At 59.9% G+C, this 21,404-nt stretch carries 20 protein-coding genes and 1 pseudogene; 5 read left to right on the top strand and 16 right to left on the bottom strand.

Annotated features, from left to right (window positions below; translation table 11 throughout):
- The 7 genes and pseudogenes from ABUA09_RS15745 to ssnA all read right to left on the bottom strand — a co-directional run.
- Positions 1–206, bottom strand: a pseudogene (locus ABUA09_RS15745) (knotted carbamoyltransferase YgeW); the annotation flags it as partial.
- 79 nt (positions 207–285) lie between these two features.
- On the bottom strand, positions 286–1,698 hold the full coding sequence (locus ABUA09_RS15740; protein WP_058118409.1) for a YgeY family selenium metabolism-linked hydrolase: 1,413 nt from the start codon (positions 1,696–1,698) through the stop codon (positions 286–288).
- 79 nt (positions 1,699–1,777) lie between these two features.
- Positions 1,778–2,992: a diaminopropionate ammonia-lyase gene (gene dpaL, locus ABUA09_RS15735; protein WP_058118410.1), complete on the bottom strand. Its 1,215-nt coding sequence runs from the start codon at positions 2,990–2,992 to the stop codon at positions 1,778–1,780.
- A 180-nt stretch (positions 2,993–3,172) separates the two neighbouring features.
- Positions 3,173–5,764 carry a selenium-dependent xanthine dehydrogenase gene (xdh, locus tag ABUA09_RS15730; protein ID WP_279202277.1) on the bottom strand — a complete coding sequence of 864 codons (2,592 nt, stop codon included), beginning with the start codon at positions 5,762–5,764 and terminating at the stop codon, positions 3,173–3,175.
- An 11-nt stretch (positions 5,765–5,775) separates the two neighbouring features.
- The gene (locus ABUA09_RS15725; RefSeq protein WP_033119101.1) at positions 5,776–6,450 is read right to left on the bottom strand and encodes a YczE/YyaS/YitT family protein; all 675 of its coding nucleotides are present in this window, start codon (positions 6,448–6,450) and stop codon (positions 5,776–5,778) included.
- 154 nt (positions 6,451–6,604) lie between these two features.
- Positions 6,605–9,541, bottom strand: a complete 2,937-nt coding sequence (ygfK, locus tag ABUA09_RS15720; protein WP_279202275.1) for a putative selenate reductase subunit YgfK — start codon at positions 9,539–9,541, stop codon at positions 6,605–6,607.
- A gap of 96 nt (positions 9,542–9,637) precedes the next feature.
- The gene (gene ssnA, locus ABUA09_RS15715; protein WP_279068713.1) at positions 9,638–10,978 is read right to left on the bottom strand and encodes a putative aminohydrolase SsnA; all 1,341 of its coding nucleotides are present in this window, start codon (positions 10,976–10,978) and stop codon (positions 9,638–9,640) included.
- Between the two features lie 275 nt (positions 10,979–11,253).
- Between ssnA and ABUA09_RS15710 the strand changes: the two genes are divergently transcribed.
- Positions 11,254–11,889 (top strand): helix-turn-helix transcriptional regulator, encoded by a 636-nt coding sequence (locus tag ABUA09_RS15710; RefSeq protein WP_033119098.1) that lies wholly within the window; start codon positions 11,254–11,256, stop codon positions 11,887–11,889.
- A gap of 73 nt (positions 11,890–11,962) precedes the next feature.
- Here ABUA09_RS15710 and ABUA09_RS15705 read toward each other — a convergent pair whose 3' ends face one another.
- The 3 genes from ABUA09_RS15705 to ABUA09_RS15695 form a co-directional block, all read right to left on the bottom strand.
- Positions 11,963–13,309, bottom strand: a complete 1,347-nt coding sequence (locus tag ABUA09_RS15705) for a uracil-xanthine permease family protein (protein WP_279204350.1) — start codon at positions 13,307–13,309, stop codon at positions 11,963–11,965.
- A 667-nt stretch (positions 13,310–13,976) separates the two neighbouring features.
- Positions 13,977–14,519, bottom strand: coding sequence for a GNAT family N-acetyltransferase (locus tag ABUA09_RS15700; protein WP_147586199.1), 543 nt, complete (start codon positions 14,517–14,519; stop codon positions 13,977–13,979).
- Between the two features lie 12 nt (positions 14,520–14,531).
- Positions 14,532–15,008 carry a TrmO family methyltransferase domain-containing protein gene (locus ABUA09_RS15695; RefSeq protein ID WP_082636112.1) on the bottom strand — a complete coding sequence of 159 codons (477 nt, stop codon included), beginning with the start codon at positions 15,006–15,008 and terminating at the stop codon, positions 14,532–14,534.
- Between the two features lie 542 nt (positions 15,009–15,550).
- On the opposite strand from ABUA09_RS15695, the gene ABUA09_RS15690 reads away from it, so the two are divergent.
- Positions 15,551–15,991 carry a hypothetical protein gene (locus ABUA09_RS15690; protein ID WP_242848538.1) on the top strand — a complete coding sequence of 147 codons (441 nt, stop codon included), beginning with the start codon at positions 15,551–15,553 and terminating at the stop codon, positions 15,989–15,991.
- 166 nt (positions 15,992–16,157) lie between these two features.
- Positions 16,158–16,361, top strand: a complete 204-nt coding sequence (locus ABUA09_RS15685; RefSeq protein WP_033119165.1) for an alpha/beta-type small acid-soluble spore protein — start codon at positions 16,158–16,160, stop codon at positions 16,359–16,361.
- 165 nt (positions 16,362–16,526) lie between these two features.
- On the opposite strand, the gene ABUA09_RS15680 is transcribed toward ABUA09_RS15685, so the two are convergent.
- Positions 16,527–16,796, bottom strand: coding sequence for a hypothetical protein (locus ABUA09_RS15680; protein ID WP_033119164.1), 270 nt, complete (start codon positions 16,794–16,796; stop codon positions 16,527–16,529).
- Between the two features lie 127 nt (positions 16,797–16,923).
- Here ABUA09_RS15680 and sleB point away from each other — a divergent pair, with 127 nt between their 5' ends.
- Entirely contained in the window at positions 16,924–17,598 is a 675-nt protein-coding gene (sleB, locus tag ABUA09_RS15675) for a spore cortex-lytic enzyme (RefSeq protein ID WP_033119163.1), read from the top strand.
- A 48-nt stretch (positions 17,599–17,646) separates the two neighbouring features.
- On the opposite strand, the gene rpsR is transcribed toward sleB, so the two are convergent.
- The 5 genes from rpsR to ABUA09_RS15650 all read right to left on the bottom strand — a co-directional run bounded on the left by rpsR (position 17,647) and on the right by ABUA09_RS15650 (position 20,823).
- Positions 17,647–17,886: a 30S ribosomal protein S18 gene (rpsR, locus tag ABUA09_RS15670; protein WP_349949510.1), complete on the bottom strand. Its 240-nt coding sequence runs from the start codon at positions 17,884–17,886 to the stop codon at positions 17,647–17,649.
- Between the two features lie 83 nt (positions 17,887–17,969).
- Positions 17,970–18,443, bottom strand: a complete 474-nt coding sequence (locus tag ABUA09_RS15665; RefSeq protein WP_033119161.1) for a single-stranded DNA-binding protein — start codon at positions 18,441–18,443, stop codon at positions 17,970–17,972.
- A gap of 9 nt (positions 18,444–18,452) precedes the next feature.
- Positions 18,453–18,749, bottom strand: a complete 297-nt coding sequence (gene rpsF, locus ABUA09_RS15660) for a 30S ribosomal protein S6 (protein WP_033119160.1) — start codon at positions 18,747–18,749, stop codon at positions 18,453–18,455.
- Between the two features lie 212 nt (positions 18,750–18,961).
- On the bottom strand, positions 18,962–20,344 hold the full coding sequence (locus tag ABUA09_RS15655) for a DUF4179 domain-containing protein (protein ID WP_349949509.1): 1,383 nt from the start codon (positions 20,342–20,344) through the stop codon (positions 18,962–18,964).
- Entirely contained in the window at positions 20,341–20,823 is a 483-nt protein-coding gene (locus tag ABUA09_RS15650; protein ID WP_207742480.1) for a sigma-70 family RNA polymerase sigma factor, read from the bottom strand. The genes ABUA09_RS15655 and ABUA09_RS15650 overlap by 4 nt, the downstream gene beginning before the upstream one ends.
- 110 nt (positions 20,824–20,933) lie before the next feature.
- Here ABUA09_RS15650 and ABUA09_RS15645 point away from each other — a divergent pair.
- The coding region (locus ABUA09_RS15645) for an HhH-GPD family protein (RefSeq protein ID WP_502880782.1) at positions 20,934–21,404 on the top strand (471 nt) is incomplete at its 3' end.

The raw sequence follows: 21,404 nt of genomic DNA, 5'->3' as shown, positions 1-21,404 counted from the left end.
CGGAAGAGGGAGATGCCCAGGCCGGAATCAAAGATCCTCGCGGAAATGTTCCGCTCCCGCAGATCCCGCAGCGCGTCTGCCACGGTGAACACGGCCTCCAGCTCGTCGTCGGTCTTATCCCAGGTGAGGAAGAAGTCGCCCTCGTACATCTCCTTAAAGTTGAGGGCATTAAGCTTGTCAATATAGTTTTGAAGGGTATGATCCATAGTTCTGTTTCTCCTCTTCTGATGATGGATGGCGGACTCGGGCGGTCCTTTTTCATCTTTCCCGGAACAAAGCAGCGGGTCAAAGAATGTCGTTATCCGTTTTGCCGGCGCGGAACTGCGCCACATCGCCGGTCTTGTTCTCCTCTTTGTAGAGTCCGGGCACCGCGGCATACAAGGCGGCGCAGGTGATAAGATCCTGCTTCCAGGTGATCTCATTGGGGGCGTGGGCCTGACTCTCGGCGCCGGGGCCGAAGCCTACGCAGGGGATGCCGTAGCGGCCCTGGATGGATACGCCGTTGGTGGAGAAGGTCCACTTGTCGGTAAGGGGGCGCCCGACGCGCAGATGCATGGCGTCCCGCTTGGCCTCGGCGTCGGCGTGTCCGATGCGCTCCGCGCCGAAGAGAGCCTGATGGGCCTCCACCAGGGCCTGGACGTGGGCGGCGCTCTCCTTGTTGATCCAGGTGGGGAAATAGCACTCGGTCTCGTAGACCTCTCCTGTCCAGGAGGGCCGGTCATACATGTACATGGAGACCTTCACATCGTCCCCATACCTCTTTACATTGGGCAGGTCCCGGATCTCCTGGAGACAGGAATCCCAGGTCTCGCCGGCGGTCATACGGCGGTCCACCGAGACGGAACAGGAGTCGGCCACGGCGCAGCGGCTGGGGCTGGTGTAGAAAATCTGGGAGGTGGTACAGGTGCCCCGGCCCAGGAAGCGAGCGTCCTCATAGTGTTCGGGGTTGTACTTGGGGTCGAGCATCTTCACAAGGCCTTTGATCTCCACCGTGTCATCGGCGGGATTCTCGTTGAGGGCGCGGATGTCCTGGAGGATGTCGGCCATCTTGTAGATGGCGTTGTCGCCCCGCTCGGGGGCGGAGCCATGACAGGAGATCCCCTTCACGTCCACCCGGATCTCCATGCGGCCCCGGTGTCCGCGGTAGATGCCGCCGTCGGTGGGCTCGGTGGAGATGACGAACTCCACCTGCTCCTTCCGAATGCCGCTCTGGGGGAAGAACTTGTTGACGATGTACTGCCAGCACATGCCGTCACAGTCCTCCTCCTGGACGGAGCCCACTACCATGATCTTGTACCCGGCGGGGATGAGGCCCAGATCCTTCATGATCTTGGCGCCATATACGGCGGAGGCCATACCGCCCTCCTGGTCGGAGCCGCCCCGACCGTAAATCACCGCGTCGTCCTCATAGCCCTGGTAGGGGTCGCGCTCCCAGTTGTCCAGGTTTCCGATGCCCACGGTGTCGATGTGTGAGTCCAGGGCAATGATCTTCTCACCGTCACCCATCCAGCCGATGACGTTGCCAAGGCCGTCCACCTCCACCTTGTCGTAGCCCAGCTTTTCCATCTCCCGCCGGATACAGGCGACGACCGCTTTCTCCTCGCAGCTCTCACTGGGGTAGGAGATCATCTCCCGCAGGAAGCGGTTCATGTCGGCGCCGTAGCCCTGCGCGGCTTTCCTGATCTGCCCAAAATCCATACTTAAAACCCTCCATCTATTCAACAATATCGCTCTCTTCTAAAGGTGCCCTCTCCCGGCACCACAGTTTGACCTTCGGTCAAACTGTGGGATATTCGCCGTCCCAGAGCACTTTTCTGAACTTCATGGGATCGGTATTCCCCTCGGTGGAAAACATCAGCACCTGGCTGAAGCGGTCCAGCTCCAGGGCCTCCCGCAGGTCCCGATACACGTCGGTCTCCATCAGGGCGGCGAGAAGTCCCATGCCCACCGCGCCGGATTCGCCGGAAATCACAACCGGGTCCCCCTTCACAGGGACGCCCAGCATCCGCATTCCCCGGGCGCTCACCCAGTCGGGACAGGAGACAAAGGCAGAGACGTGGTTGCGCAGGATGTCCCAGGAGATGGTGTTGGGCTCGCCGCAGGCAAGACCCGCCATGATGGTCTGGAGGTCGCCCTCCACGATGCGGGGGGCACCGTCCCCGGCCAGAGCTCCCCGGTAGAGGCAGTCGGCCGCCCGGGCTTCCATGACCACGAACTTGGGGGGATCACTGGGAAAGAGGTTGGTAAAGTAGCCGATCACCGCACCCGCCAGGCTCCCCACTCCGGCCTGGACAAAGACATGGGTGGGCCGGTTCACCCCCACCTGACGGAGCTGGTCGGCACACTCATTGGCCATGGTGCCGTATCCCTGCATAATCCAGGTCGGGATCTCCTCGTAGCCCTCCCAGGCGGTGTCCTGCACCATCACGCCGTGGGGCGTGACCGCAGCCTCAGCGGCGGCCATACGCACACAGTCGTCATAGTTCACGTCCTCAATGGTGACGGCGGCGCCCTCCCTGGCGATGTTGTCGAAGCGGGCCTGACTGCTGCCCTTGGGCATATGTACCACGGCCTTCTGGCCCAGCTTGTTGGCCGCCCACGCCACGCCCCGTCCATGGTTGCCGTCTGTGGCAGTAAAGAAGGTGGCCTGGCCGAACTCCCGGCGAAATGCCTCGCTGGTAAGGTAGTCGTAGGTCATCTCCGAGACGTCTCTCCCCATCTCCCCGGCGATGTACCGCGCCATGGCGAACGACCCGCCCAATACCTTGAAGGCGTTGAGCCCAAAGCGGTAGGACTCGTCCTTTACATAGAGTCCCGCAAGGCCCAGATACTTGGCCATGCCGTCCAGCCGGGCCAGCGGGGTAATGGAATACTGGGGAAAGCTGCTGTGGAAAAACCTGGCCTTTGCCACGTTGCTCAGGGCCATCACCGCGAGCTGCCGGTCGTCGCTTTTCGGCATGCGATTGCCGGCCCACTTGATGGAATCCTTCATCCCGACGTCTCCTGCAAAATATTTTTAAGTAATACAAACTTTTTGTTTGTCTCTGATGCTATCATACCACAGCCACCCCTGTTGTCAAGAGAGTTTCAAAAATATTTTTTGATTCTGTTCTCTCCCGCTCCTCCCAGAAAGCCGCCCCGCCGTGTCAACTGCGGCGGAGCGGCGGAGGCGCTATTTTCCCTTACTGGCCGGACGGTAAAACGTATCCTGCATAGGCAGTGCGGTGCGCAGAACATGGTCCCGGGCATAGTAGGCCCCCTGGACGGCAGGCGCGGTGGGAATGGTGGCGATCTCTCCGATGCCCTTGGCCCCGTATGCAAAGGGCAGGAGCTCCTTTTTCTCCACATAGATGGCGTGGATGTCCGGGATCTGATCGGCCCGCATCAGGCCCAGCGTGCCGAATTTAGCCTGGGGCACACAGTCCTTCAGGGGGAAGTCCTCGGTGAGCGCGTAGCCCAGGCCCATCAGCACACCGCCCTCGATCTGTCCCTGGATGGAGATGGGGTTGACCACCTTGCCGGAGTCGTGGGCGGCCCAGACCTCTTTCACCCTGCCGTCGTCGTCCAGCACCACCACATGGGTGGCAAAGCCGTAGGCGACGTGACTTTTGGGGTTGGGCTTGTCGGCGCCCAGCTTGTCGGTGGGGTCAAAAAACTCAGCAAAAAATTCCCGGCCTTCCAGGGCGGAGAGGTCGCCACCCACGCCGTCCAGGGCCTTTTTGAGGTCAGCGGCGGCAATGCGCACTGCCTCGCCGGTGATGAGGGTCTGACGGGAGCCGGAAGTGGTGCCGGAATCGGGGGCCAGCTCGGAGCTGCTGCCCATATTGCGCATCTGTTCCCGGCGCAGGCCGGCGGTCTCGGAGAGGATCTGGAGGAACACGGTGGCACAGCCCTGGCCGATGTCGGAGGCAGCGGCGTAGATCTCCACCACGCCGCCGCGGACCTCCAACCGGGCCCGCCCCTTGTCCGGAAGACCCACTCCCACCCCCGTGTTTTTCATGGCGCAGGCGATGCCTGCATGTCCGGCGTTTTGTTCATACGCCTCCCGCACCGCCTCCAGCGTCTCCTTGAGGGCGGTGGAGCAGTCGGCGATCTGGCCGTTGGGCAGCACCTTGCCCGGCTCGATGGCATTGCGGTAACGGATCTCCCAGGGCGAGATGCCCACCTGCTCGGCCAGCAGATTGATGTTGGACTCCAGGGCGAATTCGCTCTGGCAGACGCCGAAGCCCCGGAAGGCCCCGGCGGGCGGGTTGTTGGTGTAGTACCCATAGCCCCGGATGTCGGTGTTCTGGTAGCAGTAGGGGCCCACGGAGTGGGTACAGGCCCGCTCCAGTACCGGCCCGCACAGGGAGGCGTAGGCCCCGGTGTCAAAGTAGATCTCGCAGTCCAGGCCCGTAAAGATGCCGTTCTCATCGCAGCCCAGGGTGAAGGTGCCCTCCATATAGTGACGCTTCGGGTGGAAGGCGATGGACTCCTTGCGGGAGAATTTGACCTTGACCGGGCGGCCCACCTTCAGGGCGGCCAGCACGGCGATGTGCTGCACCGACACATCCTCTTTTCCGCCGAACCCACCGCCCACCAGCTTGTTCTCCACCATGATGCGCTCGGGCTCCCAGCCCAGCATGATGGCGATCTCCTTCCGGGTGTCGTAGACGCCCTGGTCGGAGGTATACACCTTCACCCCATTTTGATACGGAAAGGCCACGGCGCACTCCGGCTCCAGGAAGGCGTGCTCGGTAAAAGGGGTACGATAGCTTTGTGTCACCACATATTTGGAGTTTGCCAGGGCCGCTTTGGCGTCGCCCCGGGTGACATGGCGGGACTGGCAGAGGTTCCCGTTGGGGTGGAGCCTGGGGGCGTCCTCCGCCATGGCCTCCTGGATGGTGCGCACCGGCGAAAGGGGCTCATACGTCACCTTTACCAGCTTTTTGGCTTCGGCCAGCGCCGTCTCCGTCTCGGCCACCACCAGGCAGACGGCGTCGCCCACACAGCGGGTCACGTCGCCTCTGGCGATCATCACGTCCCAGTCCTGCTGGATGTGCCCCACCTTGTTATGAGGTACATCCTCGGCGGTAAGCACCGCCAGCACGCCGGGGAGGGCCAGGGCGGCCGAGGCGTCGATGTCCAGCACACGTGCCCTGGGGTACTCCGAGCGGACGGCCGAGGCGTGGACCATGCCCGGGAGGGCCACATCGTCGCAGTATTCTCCCCGGCCCAGCACCTTGTCCCGCACATCGGAGCGGAAGGCCCGCTCCCCCACCCCGAAGCGTTCTCCCCGCTCCAGGGCGGGGTCCACGGTCCTCTCCCCCCGCAGGATGGCCCCGGCCAGGGAGATGCCCTCTATGATCTTCTTGTACCCGGTGCAGCGGCACACATTGCCCCGAATGGCCTTCTTGATCTCATCCTCGGAGGGAACGGGATTCTGGTCCAGAAGGGCCTTGCCCGAGAGGACCATACCCGGGATACAAAAGCCGCACTGCACCGCTCCCACCGCGCCGAAAGCGTAGACAAAGGTCTCCTGCTCGGCCTCGGTGAGCCCCTCTACGGTGAGGATGTGCTTTCCCACCGCCTTTTTTGTGGTCAGGATACAGGACCGCACGGCCTTTCCGTCCACCACGATGGTACAGGTGCCGCATGCCCCCTCGCTGCATCCGTCCTTCACGGAGGTGAGATGCAGGTCGTCCCGCAGATAGCGCAGCAGAGGCTTCTCCTCCTCGGTCTCCCGGAGGATGCCGTTTACCGTAAAGGTGTACGATTCACCCATGTGTGGTCCCCCTATTCAGCGATTTCAGATCGTTTCGTCCCGTCTGTCCCCAGCCACAGGACCCTGAGCCCGCCCAGACGGCGGGTATAGAACCTGACGAGCTGCCCCACCGCCAGAGCGGAGACCAGCGTGCCCTCCCGAACACCATTGAGCTTATGGAAGGCGAGCAGGGCGATGAGAGCGGCGGCAAGCGTGAGAGAACTGTCAAAGCACACCTTCACATTACCGAACTCCCTCCCCAAGGCACGGGAGAGGGCGCGGACAAAAGCCTCGCCCGGGAGCATAATTACGTCGGCCATGACCTCCAGGGAGATGCCCAGCGCCATAACCAGACAGCCTGCCGCCAGATAGAGCAGGCTCATGGGATAGGGCCCGCCGTACTGGGTGGGGATCAGGTCCAGCGCCAAATCGATGCAGGCGCTGAACACCAGCGTGGCCGGGATCTGCAGCGCCTGCAGCGCGGTAAACCGGCGCAGGAGCAGGGCTTCGCAGGCCAGGAAAAGCATATTGAAGACAAAGGTATACACCCCCATGGTGGGGGGCGTGATGAGGCTAAGGACAAAGGGGATGCTGGAGATGGGCGAGGTTCCCAGTCCGGCCCTGGTGATCAGCGCGATCCCCGCAGCGCAGATCGGCACCCCCGCAAAAAACATGGAATACCGCCGGACCCCGTCCTTTCCAGTCATCTTGCCGCCTCCAAATCTTAGCGTTTGCATGCCTCATGCGCCGCCATCCGAGCGGTCCTTCACACCACGGCCTCCACAGCGGCCTTGTGACCGTCCCTTCCCCGGAGCCGTCTGCCGCGCAGGTGCGGCGCTCCGCCGGACAGCCGAAGTATGTTTACTTTTCCCTCAGGAGATAGCCGTAGTTGTCCTGCACTGCCAGGATTAGAAGCCGGAGGTCCTCCGGGAGCCCACAGCCGGAGTCGTCCACCTGATACTCCCGCACCTGGCCGTCCAAACGGACCAAACACCCACCGTCCTCGCCGGACGCTGGGAGCCAGCCTTCGTTCCCACTGTTGTCAAAGTCCTCCCGACTCCAGAACAGTGTAAACTTATCCCTGTAGGGGCGGCTCTCATAGGGGCAGAAGGTGGCGCAGTTGCCGCACTCGTTGCACATGCCGTCCACATGGACAATCTGGCGCTGCCGTTTACCCGGTACCGCCACTGCTACATTGGCGCGGTTGGGACACACGTCGGCGCACACCTCGCAAACCGTGGGGCATCCCAGGCATCGGGCGTCGGCGCAGCCGTCACAGTCGCTGCACAGGTCCCCTTTTTTCATAAACGGTCTGTTATAGTCCTCGCAAATATTCTGATTTGTATAGGTTCCGGTCTCCCACTCCATGATGGCCCTGGAGGCCTGTATGGCGTCGGCAATGGCCTCCACCACTGTGGCCGGACCCTGCCGTCGGTCGCCGATCACGGGCCAGGGGCCCACATCCACAGACTCGTCGATGCGCTCCCCCACGGCGGCGATGAGGGTGGTGCAGGGGAGCTCCTGGGTCCTGCCTGTGGGCACAGGCGCCCGGCGACCCGAGGCGTCCGGCGCACCCAGCTCCATGACGGCGCATGTCAGGATATTATCCTTTACCCCCTTGGGCGCCAGCAGCTCCAGGAACTCCACCCCTTCCTCCAGGGCCAGCCGGAGCTCCTCCTCCTCGGCAGGCATATACCGTCTGGTCCGCCGGTAGACCAGGCGCACGTGCTCCACGCCGGGCAGGCGTTTTACCGCCCGCGCGGTATCCATAGCGGAGTTGCCTCCGCCGATCACCGCTACATCGGTCCCAAGGGTAGGGGCATTGCCCGCCTTGAGGGCGGCGAGGACCTCCGTAAAGTTTACATAGTCCCCATACTCCAGCCTGGGGTCTCCGGGCTTTTGGGCGCCGGTGGCAAAAATCACGTGGGTGAAGCCCTGCTCCTCCAGCTCCTGATAGGAGCCGACATACGTGTTCAGGCGGACCTCCGCACCCATGGCCCGGACCAGGGCCTCATCCTTGTCGATGGCCTCGGAGGAAATGCGGAACTCCGGAATGATATGGCGCACCACACCGCCCAGAGCGCCGGTGGCTTCAAACAGAGTAACGGGCACCCCCTCCCGGCCCAGGAAGAAGGCCGCCGCCATCCCGGCCGGGCCGCCGCCCACCACGGCCACCTTTTTGCCGGAGACGGCGGACCTGGCCTTCTGTTTGGACAGAAGCGCATCATAGCCGCCCTGGGCGGCCCGCAGCTTCATCTCCCGGATCCAGACCGACTCCTCATAGTAATTGCGCATGCACTTGTCGGCACAGCGGTGGGGGCAGATGGTGCCGGTGATGAAGGGGAGCGCATTCCGGCGGGTGATGATCTCCAGCGCCTGCCCGTACTCCCCCCGGCTCACAGCCATCAGGTAGGCGGGGATATCCTGTTCGATGGGGCAGCCATCCCGGCATGGCGCTGTGAAGCAGTCGATGAGGGGCACCTTTCTGTGCATCTTCCGCTCCGGCAGGGGCTTGATGGGCTTGCGGTAATAGGGGTCCGACTCCACCTGCTCCGCCAGCGCCGCCACCGCCTGGGCATTCACGCCCCGGAAGGGCTCGCTCCCGCAGTCCATCAGGAGTTTGCCCATCTGGCTCAGGCGCTGGTAGCCACCGGGCTTGAGAATGGTGGTGGCCACGGTAATGGGCCAGATGCCCGCGGCGAAGAGCGCCTCGACGTTGTGGACGTCGGCACCGCCCGAGTAAGAGATGCGCAGCCCTCCTTCAAACTCCTCGGCGATGCGGCGGGCCAGGGAGATGGTCAGCGGGAAGAGCGCGCGTCCGGACATATACATCTCCTGGCTGGGCAACTCACCGGCCGCTACATCCACGGGGAACGTGTTGGTAAGCTTGACGCCAAACTCCAGTTTCCGTTCCGCACACAGCCCCATCAGGCGGCGGAACATGGGCACTGCGTCGGTCCATTGAAGGTCCTCTGCAAAGTGGTGGTCGTCAAAGGTCACATAGTCAAACCCAAGACTGTCCAGCCGCTTCCGGGCGAAGGTATAGCCCAGGAGGGTCGGATTGCACTTGATATAGGTATGGAGCCCTTTTTCCGTGATGAGATAGGTGGCGATGCGCTCGATCTCATCCGGAGGACAGCCGTGCAGCGTGGATTCAGTGATGGAGCAGGACACCCTGGGGCTGACGGCGCGGATATATGCCGCGTCCACCTGTTCGAAGCGGTCCGTATTATCCAGGGCCCACTCCATGCATGTCCGCCACACGGCGGAGCCAGAGGCATCCTTCATGCCCTCAAGATAGGCGTCGATCTTGGGGCTCTTGATCCCCTCCAGGTCATAGCCCACGGACATATTGAAAACAAAGCCGTCCGGATCGCCCAGCGCCAGCTCTTTTGCCAGGAGCTTGCAGGCAAACCATGCCTTGACGTACTCCTCATAGGCCTGGGGAACGGTGAGCTCGGTGGACCACTCGCAGTTATAACACTCGTCCCCGGCGGTGATGCACGGCTTGGCCACGCACTTGGAGAGGGCCTCGCCATCCATGATCTGCACGGTCTTGAGCTCAAAGAACCGGGCCCCGGCGGCGTAGGCCGCCACGATATTCTGGGCAAGCTGGGTATTGGGCCCGGCGGCGGGACCGAACGGCGCCTCGATTTTTTCGCCGAAAATAGGGCGTGCCTGCCCATTCTCATGGCGCACCAGCTTACAGACGCCGAACAGGCTCTTCTGCTGCCGGTACTCGGTGAGCGCCCAGTCCATCAGTTGGGCGAAGGGGATGGGACGCATAATATCACTCATATGTATGACCTCCAGCCAATTCTCTCGTTCTTTTCCATCGCATCCGCCGCTCTGGAGCGAAACCTTGGGGAGGACGCAATCAACGCATCCCGCGTTTTAGTAGCTCCTGCGGTTGAGCGCTCCCCACAGCTTTTTGCTCTGTTCCAGCGTCCAGGCGTTGATGGCGTCCTCGTCGATGCCCACAAACTCCCGGTCCCGGTAGAGCACCTTCCCGTTGATGATGGTGGTGCGGCAGTTCTTTCCCATCATGCCGAAGAGCATATGCCCGTCGATGTTCTCCTCGGAGAAGGGAGTGAACGGCTTATAGTCCATGACGACGACATCCGCCGCAGCGCCGGGCTTCAAAACACCCAGCGGCTTTCGAAAGTACCGCGCGCCGATGGAGGCATTGTTGCGGAAAAGCATCTGCATGTCCTCGCACCAGCCTACGTTGGGCAGACAAGCGTTATGCCGCTGGATGAGGAGAAACACCTTCAGGGACTCCAGCATGTCGTGGGTATAGGCGTCGGTGCCCATACCCACCAGGATGCCCCGCTCCATCATCTGCAGCACCGGCGAACAGCCCACGGCGTTGCCCATATTGGACTCTGGATTATTGACCACCATGGTGCCGGTCTCCCGAAGGATCTCCATCTCGGCGGGATTGATATGGATGCAGTGGCCCAGGATGGTCTTTTCCCCCAAAATACCGTGGTTTAAGAGCCGGTTCACCGGACGGCATCCGTAGTTCCGCAGGGAATCATACACGTCGTTCATGCCCTCGGCCACGTGAATATGGAACCCCGTCATGCCGTTGTTGGCCTCCACCATACGGGCAAAGGTCCTGTCGGACAGGGTAAAGAGCGCATGGCCGCCGAACATGGCGCGGATCATATCGTCGTCCTGCTCTCTCGCCCACTTGGCGAAGTCGGCGTTCTCCCGGATGGCCTCCACGCACTTTTCTTCCCCATCCCGGTCCGATACCTCATAGCACAGGCAGGCACGCATCCCCAGCTCCCGGCACACATCCCGAATGGCGAACAGCGACCCGGGGATCTCGCCGAAGGAGGCGTGGTGGTCAAAAATAGTCGTCACTCCATCCCGGATACAGTCCAGCACTGTGGCATAGGCCGAGGCCCGGGTGCCGTCCAGGGTCAGATGGCGGTCGATGTTCCACCATGTCCCCTCCAGCACCTCCAAAAAGTTGGTGGGGTCGTTTCCCTCGATCCCCAGTCCCCGGGCCAGCCCCGAGTAGATATGGGTGTGGGCATTGATGAGTCCCGGCATGATGACACCGCCCCGGGCGTCCACGAATTCCGCATCCGGGTACTTGGCCTTCATCGCGTCAAGGGGGCCCACCTCTCCGACCCGCTCGCCGTCCAGCGCCACCGCGCCGTCGGCCAGATAGGGCAGCGCATCGTCTCTTGTGATGACCCTTCCGTTTCCAATGAGCAGCATTGCACTCTCCTCCTCACTCTTTGCCCCTTTAAAACAAAACGGTGCCCATTCCTCTGAATGAACACCGGCCCGTGCGCGAAGCACTTCTTTACAGCTTATATTGTCAATTCTGCACAAGGTTCTTTTCTTTGAACAATTTAATTTTATCATAGTTTTTTTATCTTTGCAAGGACATATTAAAAATATTTTTTAGCGCAAACTCTTTTTGTTGAATTCCCCCTGATATCTGTTATAATAAAAATAAACCAACGAATAGAGGAAGGCGGGCGATCACGATGCGGGCTTCCCATCTGCAGTTCTGTTTTCAACTGGCCCGGGGTATTGCGCAGCAATTTGGTTCAAATTGCGAAGTAGTGGTTCATGACCTGGACTCCAACGATGTGGAGCACTCCATTGTGGCCATTGAGAATGGTCACGTCTCCGGGCGCCGGGTGGGAGACGGCCCCTCCCATATCGTTCTGGAGGCTCTGCGCGGCGACTGTGCCCGCCTGGAGGACCGACTGGCTTATCTGACCCGGAGCGACGACGGAAAGATCCTAAAATCCAGCACCATCTATATCCGAGATGACGACGGCAGAGCCATCGGCGTCTTTGCCATCAACTACGACATCACCCTCATGCTGGCCATGGAGGACGCCCTCAAGGGCTTTACTGCCACCCAGGTGCCGGAACGGGAGCCGGAGCACATCTCCCGGAATGTGGCCGACCTTCTGGATGAGCTCATCGAGCAGAGTGTCAAGCTGGTGGGGAAACCGGTACCTCTCATGAACAAAGAGGACAAGGTGAAGGCCATCCAATTTCTCAACGATACCGGCGCTTTCCTCATCACCAAATCCGGCGACAAGGTGTGCAAGTTCTTCGGTATTTCCAAGTACACCCTTTATAGCTATATCGACGAGGCCAAGAACTAGGCGCTGCTGGAAAAAGGGGAATCGCTCCTGCGGCGATTCCCGGCCCGGCGGATAAAATCCGCCGGGCCTTTTTCTACTTTTCTTCGGCCTTGCGCTCCGTCCGGTCCTTGGGCAGGATCAGGTTGAGGAGGATCGCCATCAGCGTGGCGACCACCACAGAAGAGGAGCCGAACACCGTGGTCACCCAGTCCGGAAAGCCGCTGCCGGCCAGACAGCCCGGCACCTGGGTGATTCCCACGCCCAGCGCCACAGAGAGTCCCACCACCGTGCTCTTCCGTGCGGTGAACACGCCGTCTCCGGTGATCATCCGAATGCCGGTCATGGTGATGGCGGCAAAGACGGAGAGCGTGGCTCCACCGATGACACATTGCGGAATGGTGGTGAGGGCGGCGGCCAGCTTGGGCATCAGCCCCGCCACCAACAATACCAGGGCGGCAAAGGCAAAGACCGCCCGGTTGATCACCTTGTTTACGGTGACGATGCCCACATTCTGGCTGTAAGAGGCGGTGGGGAGCCCGCCGAAAAACGCCCCCACGATGCTCATGAGCCCCTGGGCCACGATCCCGCCGGAGAGCTCCCTGTCGGTGGGCATGCGCTCCATGCCGCCCATGGTAGTGGAGGAGAGATCTCCGATGGTCTGCACCGCGTTCACCACATAGACAATGGCTAGGGAGACGCTGGCGGCGGGGACGAACTCGATCCGGAAGGGCATCACGGCGGGCAGCGCGAACCAGGCTGCGGGCCCCACCTTGGAGAGGTCCACGATCCCGAAGCAGAGCGCCGTCAGGTATCCCACGATCATGCCGAACAGCAGGGCCCCCAATCTCCAGATGCCCCTGGTGAAGTGGTTGAGAAACACCACCACGCCGAAGGTAATCAGGGCAACGCTCCAACTGCGCAGTCCGCCAAACCAGGGGCTGTCAGCGCTCCCTCCCGCCATATAGCGCACGGCAGTGGGATAGAGGGAGAGGCCGATGGTAAAAATGACCGTCCCTGTAACCAGAGGCGGGAAAAAGATCCGGATCTGTTTGACAAAAATCCCGAACACGATTGCCACACATCCGCCGATAATCTCCGCACCCAATATCGTGGAGAGCCCAAACTGCCCGCCGATGGCGGTGAGCGTCGGCACATAGGCAAAGCTGATGCCCATGACTACGGGGAGGCGCGCCCCGATCCTCCGGAACAGCGGAAAAAGCTGCAGCAGCGTGGCTACGGCGGTAAGGATGAGAGAGACCTGCACCATAAGTGTCTCTTCGGCAGCATTGAGCCCACAGGTTCCGGAAATGATCATGGCGGGTGTGATGACTCCCACCACCGCCGCCACCACATGCTGGAGGCCCAAGGGGATGGTTTGCCCCAGCGGCGGCACGCCTGTAAAGCAAAAAACACTGGCTGTTTGGGCGGAGGAATGGGTCATATTGCACCTCACAAAAATTTTTTATTACTAATTTTTTATTTGTTTTATTTATCATACTCGCCGCCGCTCAAAAAAGCAAGCCGTTTTTACCGGAACACCTCCAATTTTTTACGCCTGTTTTTGTGCATCATTACAATAATCCACCGCGCTTTCCATGGGCCGGCACGGCCTGGCCGCATATCTCCCGCGGTGTCTTTCTCAGTTGCATCCCACAATAAGTGAAGGGGGCCTTGCCGCAACGCTGCGGCAAGGCCCCCTTTTGCTTTCTCTGACTTTTCCCCAGCCTCGCCGGCGGGACACCGCCCCCTGATGCCTTTCCCAGCCGCCGCGCTCCACAAATCCATGCAGCTCCTGTACCACACGGGACATATATCGGTCCCGATCATAGATAATGGCGAGCTGACAGGAAATGGTCGGCTGGAAGGGCTTTCTTGGCTACCGAATAGCGCCGGAGCTGGAAAGCCCGCTGGATGCGTTCCCCTCGAAGAGCGCACGGCTGCTGCCAGGCAGTACCCCAGCCGGCCCTGCCGGTGGTGAGTAAGTGCGCCCTTGGCCAATCACATGGCAGCAGGTTCTTGATATAATTCCCAGCAAGTATTGCCGTGGCAGACACAAGAGAGCGACTAATCGAAATCTGACGAGTTCTTTATACCATTTTGTACACTAATTACAAATCAGAATCGAGGATGCCATAAACATAATAATCACACCATGTATTAACCATTTTCCCCTGTCTGATAAGTCCTTCTCTTGTGAAACCACTCTTTTCTAATATTCTTTGTGAAGCCACATTACGAATATCAACTTCTGCCCATAATCGTTTCAGTTCAGTCTTTTCAAAGCAAAAGCGAACCATAGCCGATAAAGCTTCTGTTCCGTAACCTTTTCCGTGATATTTTTTTGAAAGACGTATTGCAACAGATGCCATTCGATTATTCTCTATAAGGTATACCCATAGATCACCTATTACTTTATCTAAATCTTTAACTGATATTCCCAGATGAAGACTTTTTGTAGGTTTATTTCCCTTTTCAAAAAGCAACCCAGGATTCTTTTCAGTCTTACTGGGGCCTTTGCCCCAGTAAGTATAAATTGATTTATCCGGCATCCATTCTTTTAAATCTGTGACATCTTCTGTTGTCATAGGTCTAATCACTATTCTATCCGTTTCAATAGTTGGCTTATTATAAATATAATCTGCAAGTGCCATGACGGTTTTCTCCTAAAAGTTGAATTCTGATTCCCAATCAAAATCACTGCTTTCCTCATAAGACTTTGGCCAATGTGCACACCAATTAGGAGTAAAAGGATGTTCAATTCGATCTATGCTTGGCGTATATGGTTTTATATCAATTACCTTACTTCCGTCAAATGCATCAATATAATATAGCCCAACCGTTCCCGATTCTACATCAACATATGCTATATTTACATTGGATACCGCAATCGGATTTGGCCTTTCAGGGGATCTCAATGCGAATACTCCAATTTCGTCAGGACCGTTTCTGTATGGCTTTTCTTCTACCAATGTTCCCCTGTCAGATGCATTGTCACAACCATCCATCCACCAGAGAATCTGCACATGACTGTATCCCTCAAGCCCTTTTAATCCTTCTGCATACTTTTGTTCAACAACTACTTTTACATTTTCTTCTTCATTTACAATCTTTCCGATGGAAAATACTTTTATATCGTTCATTTGAAGCCTCCTGATATTTTCTCATCGAGCGCCCGATATCTTCATTTTACAAAGTATTATTTATACTTCAACCCCTTTTTTATAAAATAGACCTCTCTGCCATCTCCGGTATAAAATTTTTCATCTGTTTTCTCTATATTGGGTAATTTCTCGCAGTAAACTACGAGCAGATAGATAAGGGGGCATGACCGTCTTTCAGCGGGTCATGCCCCCTTATGAGTACTACACCTCCTCCCCTCTGCTGGTCAATCACTTTACCATAAATGAGCCGCCAGCCAATGTGTAGTAGGTGGTAAAAAACACCCTTTACACAATACATCTCAAAGCAGCCTGTGTACTTTCAACTATTTTTGTCCAACCACTTTTACCTCCCGTCCCGTATACTTGCAATAAACACCGGTGTCTTTCGTTTTGTAATTTTCTTACCTGAGCTGCAGCCGGACGCGGCCCGATTAAGAAGAGTTTGGAGGGTATTATGGAAATAGATTTTATCGTACAGGATCATATCGCCTGCCTGACCATAGACCGGAGCCAACGCCATATTGTCGGGACAACAGGATGTGGTCGTCTGCGGTGGGATCGAATCTATGAGCTGCATCACCCCATACGCCCGTTTTGTTGCCCATGCCGTGGTAGGCGTACCTCCGGCCTACATGGGCATAGGCCCCATCCCCGCAGTCAAAAAGCTTCTCGCCATAGCCGGAAGCTCTGTAAACGACTTTGATGTCATTGAACTCAACGAGGCCTTTGCGGCGCAAGCCATCCCACGTATCCGAGAGCTTGGACTGGACAGAGTGTGCGTAAATCCCAACGGAGAAGCCATCGCATTGGGACATCCTCTGGGTGCGACCGGAGCCGTGCTCCCCTGCAAAGCCCTGTCCGCGCTCCAGCGGACCCGGGCGGAACGCGCACTGGTCACCATGTGTATCGGGGGCGGCCACTTCCTTCTCTCGTCTATAAAAATAAAGCGCATCGTCATCTGAATCACACATCACGTCAGGCACCGCTGCGTATTGAGAGCTTTGATCGACCGCAGTGAAACTGGGAGCCTGGACGGCAAAAAATGGCGCACATAGAAATACCGCGTGAGGCAATGCTATGTCTGGATTCCCAATCCAACAAACAAACGAAACAAGGAGATGCGAAATTATGTCTAGCTCTAATAATTCTAATCAGCCTGTCGTGCCCAGCGCCCGCGAGGCCCTGAACAAGTTTAAGATGGAGGCCGCTCAGGAAGTCGGCGTGAACCTGAAGCAGGGCTATAACGGCGACCTGACCAGCCGCGAGGCCGGCTCTGTTGGGGGCCAGATGGTCAAGAAGATGATCGAGGCCTACGAGAACGGCATGAAGTAAGTATCCCCAAAGGGATTAAATGTATTGGCCGGGGGCCGGAGGAAATTCCTCCGGCCCCTGGCCTTCTTGCAGAAATCCGCCGTCTTCATGGCGTGCAAGGGGGCGGCGGACCCCTTTTGGGTATGCCGCCGCCCCCTTGTGTTACCCCTATGCATCTGCTCCGTCTTAGAAAAACAGAGCCAGACTCCAGGCCGCCGTGGCCACCAGCGCGCCGGCTGCCGCCCAGGCCGGCGCAGGCAAAAATCTGATCCACCGCCCCACCCGCGTATTTCCCCGCACATAGCTTTTCGCCGCCTTCTGGGCCTCCTCCAGCACCTGTTCCGCCGAGACACCCTCGGCAAAGGCATCCTCCCGCATGATAAAAATCGCCTGCTCAAAAAGGCGCGGGTCCGGCGCCTTTACCACGATGACCCGTTTGTTGATTCCCTTGACCATTCTGGATCCCCTCCTGCTTTTTTCTCGTCCTTCCAGTATGACCCGGTTATGCTTCCATTATTCGCCTCGCATAAGAAGAAGCGGCCTGTCGTAGACTAGGGACAGAAACTTTTTTGGAGGCGGGAACGTGGGGAAACACAGAAAGCGGCTTCTCTGGTCGCTGGCCCTCATCTTCGGGCTCAACATTCTGATCATTACCTTGGTCCAGACCGCCCAGGCGGCTACCTACCGGCAGGGCTCCTCCGGCCAGGCGGTACGCACCATTCAGGAAAAGCTGGTGCGCTGGGGCTATTTTGATGGGCCAGTGGATGGCATCTATGGCTCCAAAACAGAGGCAGCCGTAAAGAAATTTCAGCAGAAAAACGGCCTTACCGCCGACGGTGTGGCGGGGACCGCCACGTTGAAAGCGCTGGGCATGACGACCACGGAGAACGGCGCCTCCTCCAGTCAGAGCAACAGCGTGGATCTGCTGGCCCGTGTCATCTCGGCGGAGGCCAGGGGCGAGCCCTACAGCGGCCAGGTGGCGGTGGGCGCCGTGATCCTCAACCGGGTGAGCCACCCCTCCTTCCCCAACACCATCGCGGGAGTGGTCTATCAGCCGGGCGCCTTCTCCTGCATGGACGATGGGCAGATCGACCAGCCGGTGGCCGAATCCTCCATCCGGGCCGCCCGGGAGGCGCTCAACGGCGCCGACCCCAGCGGCGGAGCCATCTATTATTTTAATCCCAGCACCGCAACCAGCGGCTGGATCTGGTCCCGTCCCCTCATCAAGGTCATTGGAAACCACCGTTTCTGCTCATAAGAAAAGCGGACATGCCATATGGCATGTCCGCTTTCTCATATCCGGAATTTAGTCGGTGACGATGGGCAGCAGGGCGATCTGACGGGCCTGCTTGATGGCCTGGGTCAACTGGCGCTGATGCATGGCGCAGGTACCGGTGGTCCGGCGGGGCAGGATCTTGGACCGCTCGGAGACAAACCGACGCAGCTTGGCGGCGTCCTTATAGTCGATGTGCTCGACCTTATCCACACAGAAGCTGCAAACCTTGCGGCGCTTGCGGCCGCGGGGACGCTCTCTATCCATAGGCATGGTATATACCCTCCTTATATTTATTTTGAAAAGAAAGTCGGACCTGTCGGCCCATTTTCAAGGCCCTGTTTTGATGGGGTACATCAAAACGGGAGTTCGCCGTCGTCGTCGTCCAGCTCGGCGAATTGATCCCCGCCCGCGGGGGCGGCGTAGGCCGGAGGGGGGACGGGCGCGCTGGGCGCAGGGGCGGAGTAGCCGCCGCCGTAACCGCCGTAGCCGCCGCCCTCGGCGTCCCGCTTGGAGTCGCCAAAATAGACGTTGTCGGCCACTACCTCTGCGGCGGTGCGCTTATTGCCGTCCCGGTCCGTGTAATCCCGGATCTGGAGACGGCCTTCCACGACGGCCATACGGCCCTTGGTGAAATACCGGGAGACAAACTCGGCGGTGGAGCGCCAGGCAACCACATTGATGAAGTCCGCCTTCTTCTCCCCGGTCTCCTTGTCCTTGAAGTCCCGGTCCACGGCCAGCCGCAGGGATGCCACGGCTACCCCCGAGGGGGTGTGCCGCATTTCAGGGTCCGCCACCAGGCGGCCCTGAAGAAAAATTTTGTTGAGCATGGCCTCTCCTTATTCGTCCTTGCAGACGATCATGGAGCGCATCACGCCGTCGGTGATCCGCATCACGCGGTCCAGCTCGGCGGGGAACGCGGCATCAGCCGTAAAGGTCATGAACACGTAGTAGCCCTCGTTCAGGTCGTCGATGGGATAGGCCAGCCGGCGCTTGCCCCACTCGTCCACCTCGGCCACGGTTCCCCGGGCCTCGGCCATCGCCTTGAACTTGGCCACCAGCGCGGCGGTGGCCTCCTCGCCCAGCTCGGGCTTGAGGATATATGCCACCTCGTAGTTGCCGTTGATCTTTGCCATTTTACTTGCACCTCCTTATGGTCTTGTGGCCCTCACTCTTTGGTGAGAGCAAGGATGACGCCCATCTCATTTCGACAGGCTATATTATTATATAGAAAATCCTAGAAATGTCAAGGAAAATTTCAAATTATCCGCCTCTCGGCGCCCTTTCCGCCGGGACGGTCCAGAGGCCCTCTCCCCCGGTGCGGGGAGCGGGCCTCTGGACCGTCCGCTTAAAAAAGCGGGACCTCCAGCGGGGTCTCCAGCTCGATCCGGCGATTGGTGGAAAGCGCCAGCTTCACGCTGTCCCATCCATAGTCCCTCAGGACGCGGTATTCCGTGTTCTCCTCGCACCAGCCGTCTTCGTCCCGGTCTACGGCGCTCATGGAGTAGCCGCCCCACTCATGCTCTCCGCCTTCCGGATCGTAATAGTACCACTGGAAGGAGGTCCCCTGGCCGTCGTTGCGCAGGGACAGATACACGTCCTCCCCCCGGCGCTCGATACTCTCCACGAAAAGTCCCTCCGGGAGCCAATCGGCCTCCCCGGTCTCCAGGTCCAGGGTGACCTGGGTCCGGTCCTTGTCCAGCCAGGAGCAGCCGGTGATCACCAGAGTGAATGCCTCCCCGCCGGTGAAATAGGGGCTCTCCAGGGTGTAGTTGGGCCAGAAGTGCTCCCCCTCCGCGCTCCCGAAGGAGACGCCTCCCTTCTCATAGCGGTTCCCCTTCTCATCTGCCACATAGCAGTCCAGGCCGGTCAGCCACGCGGTGTTGTTGGGGTCGTCGGAGAGGGTCAGGACCATCTGCGTGGGGTCGATGGACAGTCCGTCCACCCGGAGGCGCTGACCGTCCAGCTCGATCCACTGCTCCGCCCGCACCGTCCGTCCGGGTCCGATGAGCCCGGTATCGATGGTCAGGGGAAAGTCAAAGGAGACCATCGCAGCCGGGCGGTCCTGCGGGGTCTCCTCCGGCCAGGGCCCGTCCGCCGGAGCGGCCCGGCTCTCCGCCGCGCCCTGCCCCGCCTTGGGATAGCCGGCGTCCCGCACGTCAAAGCGCAGCGTCAGCCTGTCGGGAAGGCTCCCCTCCGCAAAATAGAAGGTGGCAACGCGGTAATCCTTCTCCTGCAGCTCCTCCCCCGGACTGCCCCAGGTGGCGGCATAGCCCTCCAAATGCTCCCCATCCTGCGCCAGCAGCGCCGGCTGCGCCTCCAGGGCGTTCTCCCCGTCCCAGCCCAGCGTATAGAACACATTGAGCTGCCTCTCATCCACGATGAGATACTCCACCGACAGGGTGACGCCATCGGCGGTCCGGGTCTGGCCCACGGGCTGGATGTAGTCGTTTTCAAAAGCTGCCTTCAGGCTGGGGGCCACGGCCACGGCCTCCGCCAGCGCCCTGACAAAAGGCACACGGCGGCAGGCCATGGCGAAGGGCATCGAGCAGTTCACCAGTAAAATGAAGGCGGAGGCCGCCCCGGCCAGGGAGGCCGCGGGGATTCCCAGCCAGCGGCCCGCCCTTGCCTTACGGGCCCGGACACGGGCCCGCTCTACGGTGCCGTCCAGCGCAGGCGGCGTCTCCCCCAGTTCTGCGACCAGGGCCCAGTATTCCTCGTTTCGGTTCATGCGCCCACCTCCTCTCCATCCACAAGCTCCAGGCGCAGGAGCCTGAGCGCCTTTCTCTGCCGGGTGGCCGCCGTCCCCTGGGGGATATCCAGGGCGCGGGCGGTCTCCGCAAGGGTGAGTCCGGAAAAATACCGCAGGATGATGACCTCCTTGAGCTCTCTGGGGAGCCGGCCCACCGCATCCCGCAGGGGGAGGGCGTCGAAGTCCTCCTGTGCCGTCTCTGGAAGCTCCGCCACGGATACCTCGCGTCTGTGCCGCCGCAGCTCCGCGTTACAGACATTGATGAGGATACGGGTGAGCCATGTGCCGAAAAACTGCTCCTCCCGCAGCTTTTCGCAGGCGCGCAGGCCCTTGTAGACCGCCTCGTCCACCGCGTCCACCGCCAGGGAGGCGCTGCCCAGGTAGAGGAGGGCCATGCCGTAGAGCTTCCCCTTCATGGCGTCGGCCCGGACGGCGTATTCCTGTTCCGTCACGCCCATCCCTCCTTTCTGACCATTAGATGTTCCGCAGCGGCGTTTTGATTGCGTCCGTTGAAATTTTCTCCTGCACCATATATAATACAGGGAGCATGCTGAGGAGGTAGCCGCCCTTGAAGGAGCTTGACCGTCTGCCCATTCCGCTTTTGGCGTGGTATCGCGAAAACGCCCGTGTTCTGCCCTGGCGCCCCGCCCCCGGCGGAGGCGCGCTGGGGGACCCCTATCGCGTGTGGGGGTCGGAGATCATGCTCCAGCAGACCAGGGTGGCGGCGGTTTTGGACTATTACCGCCGCTTTATGGCCGCACTGCCCGCCGTGGCCGATCTGGCCGCGGTGGAGGAGGACCGGCTGATGAAGCTGTGGCAGGGGCTGGGCTACTACAACCGGGCCCGCAACCTCCAAAAGGCCGCCCGCCAGATCATGGCGGACCACGGGGGTGTCTTCCCCGGCACCTACGAGGGCTTGCTGTCCCTGGCCGGCGTGGGGGAATATACCGCCGGGGCGGTGGCCTCCATCGCCTTCGGACTGCCGGTTCCCGCAGTGGACGGGAACGTGCTGCGGGTGGTCGCCCGCCGCACCGGCGGC

This window comes from Intestinimonas sp. RTP31139st1_F5_RTP31139_211217 (assembly GCF_040226735.1).
GTDB lineage: Bacteria > Bacillota > Clostridia > Oscillospirales > Oscillospiraceae > Intestinimonas > Intestinimonas butyriciproducens.
This window is presented reverse-complemented; position numbering and strand designations above follow the sequence as displayed.

What these genes read in the sequence shown, in the direction of transcription:
- dpaL (WP_058118410.1), bottom strand. Translation starts at nt 2,992, where the DNA reads ATGAAGGATTCCATCAAGTGGGCCGGCAATCGCATGCCGAAAAGCGAC.
- ABUA09_RS15695 (WP_082636112.1), bottom strand. Translation starts at nt 15,008, where the DNA reads ATGAACGATATAAAAGTATTTTCCATCGGAAAGATTGTAAATGAAGAA.
- rpsR (WP_349949510.1), bottom strand. Translation starts at nt 17,886, where the DNA reads ATGCCTATGGATAGAGAGCGTCCCCGCGGCCGCAAGCGCCGCAAGGTT.
- ABUA09_RS15680 (WP_033119164.1), bottom strand. Translation starts at nt 16,796, where the DNA reads ATGGTCAAGGGAATCAACAAACGGGTCATCGTGGTAAAGGCGCCGGAC.
- ABUA09_RS15710 (WP_033119098.1), top strand. Translation starts at nt 11,254, where the DNA reads ATGCGGGCTTCCCATCTGCAGTTCTGTTTTCAACTGGCCCGGGGTATT.
- ygfK (WP_279202275.1), bottom strand. Translation starts at nt 9,541, where the DNA reads ATGAGTGATATTATGCGTCCCATCCCCTTCGCCCAACTGATGGACTGG.
- ABUA09_RS15650 (WP_207742480.1), bottom strand. Translation starts at nt 20,823, where the DNA reads ATGGGCGTGACGGAACAGGAATACGCCGTCCGGGCCGACGCCATGAAG.
- xdh (WP_279202277.1), bottom strand. Translation starts at nt 5,764, where the DNA reads ATGGGTGAATCGTACACCTTTACGGTAAACGGCATCCTCCGGGAGACC.
- ABUA09_RS15665 (WP_033119161.1), bottom strand. Translation starts at nt 18,443, where the DNA reads ATGCTCAACAAAATTTTTCTTCAGGGCCGCCTGGTGGCGGACCCTGAA.
- ABUA09_RS15725 (WP_033119101.1), bottom strand. Translation starts at nt 6,450, where the DNA reads ATGACTGGAAAGGACGGGGTCCGGCGGTATTCCATGTTTTTTGCGGGG.
- ABUA09_RS15740 (WP_058118409.1), bottom strand. Translation starts at nt 1,698, where the DNA reads ATGGATTTTGGGCAGATCAGGAAAGCCGCGCAGGGCTACGGCGCCGAC.
- ABUA09_RS15705 (WP_279204350.1), bottom strand. Translation starts at nt 13,309, where the DNA reads ATGACCCATTCCTCCGCCCAAACAGCCAGTGTTTTTTGCTTTACAGGC.
- ABUA09_RS15655 (WP_349949509.1), bottom strand. Translation starts at nt 20,344, where the DNA reads ATGAACCGAAACGAGGAATACTGGGCCCTGGTCGCAGAACTGGGGGAG.
- rpsF (WP_033119160.1), bottom strand. Translation starts at nt 18,749, where the DNA reads ATGGCAAAGATCAACGGCAACTACGAGGTGGCATATATCCTCAAGCCC.
- ssnA (WP_279068713.1), bottom strand. Translation starts at nt 10,978, where the DNA reads ATGCTGCTCATTGGAAACGGAAGGGTCATCACAAGAGACGATGCGCTG.
- ABUA09_RS15685 (WP_033119165.1), top strand. Translation starts at nt 16,158, where the DNA reads ATGTCTAGCTCTAATAATTCTAATCAGCCTGTCGTGCCCAGCGCCCGC.
- ABUA09_RS15700 (WP_147586199.1), bottom strand. Translation starts at nt 14,519, where the DNA reads ATGGCACTTGCAGATTATATTTATAATAAGCCAACTATTGAAACGGAT.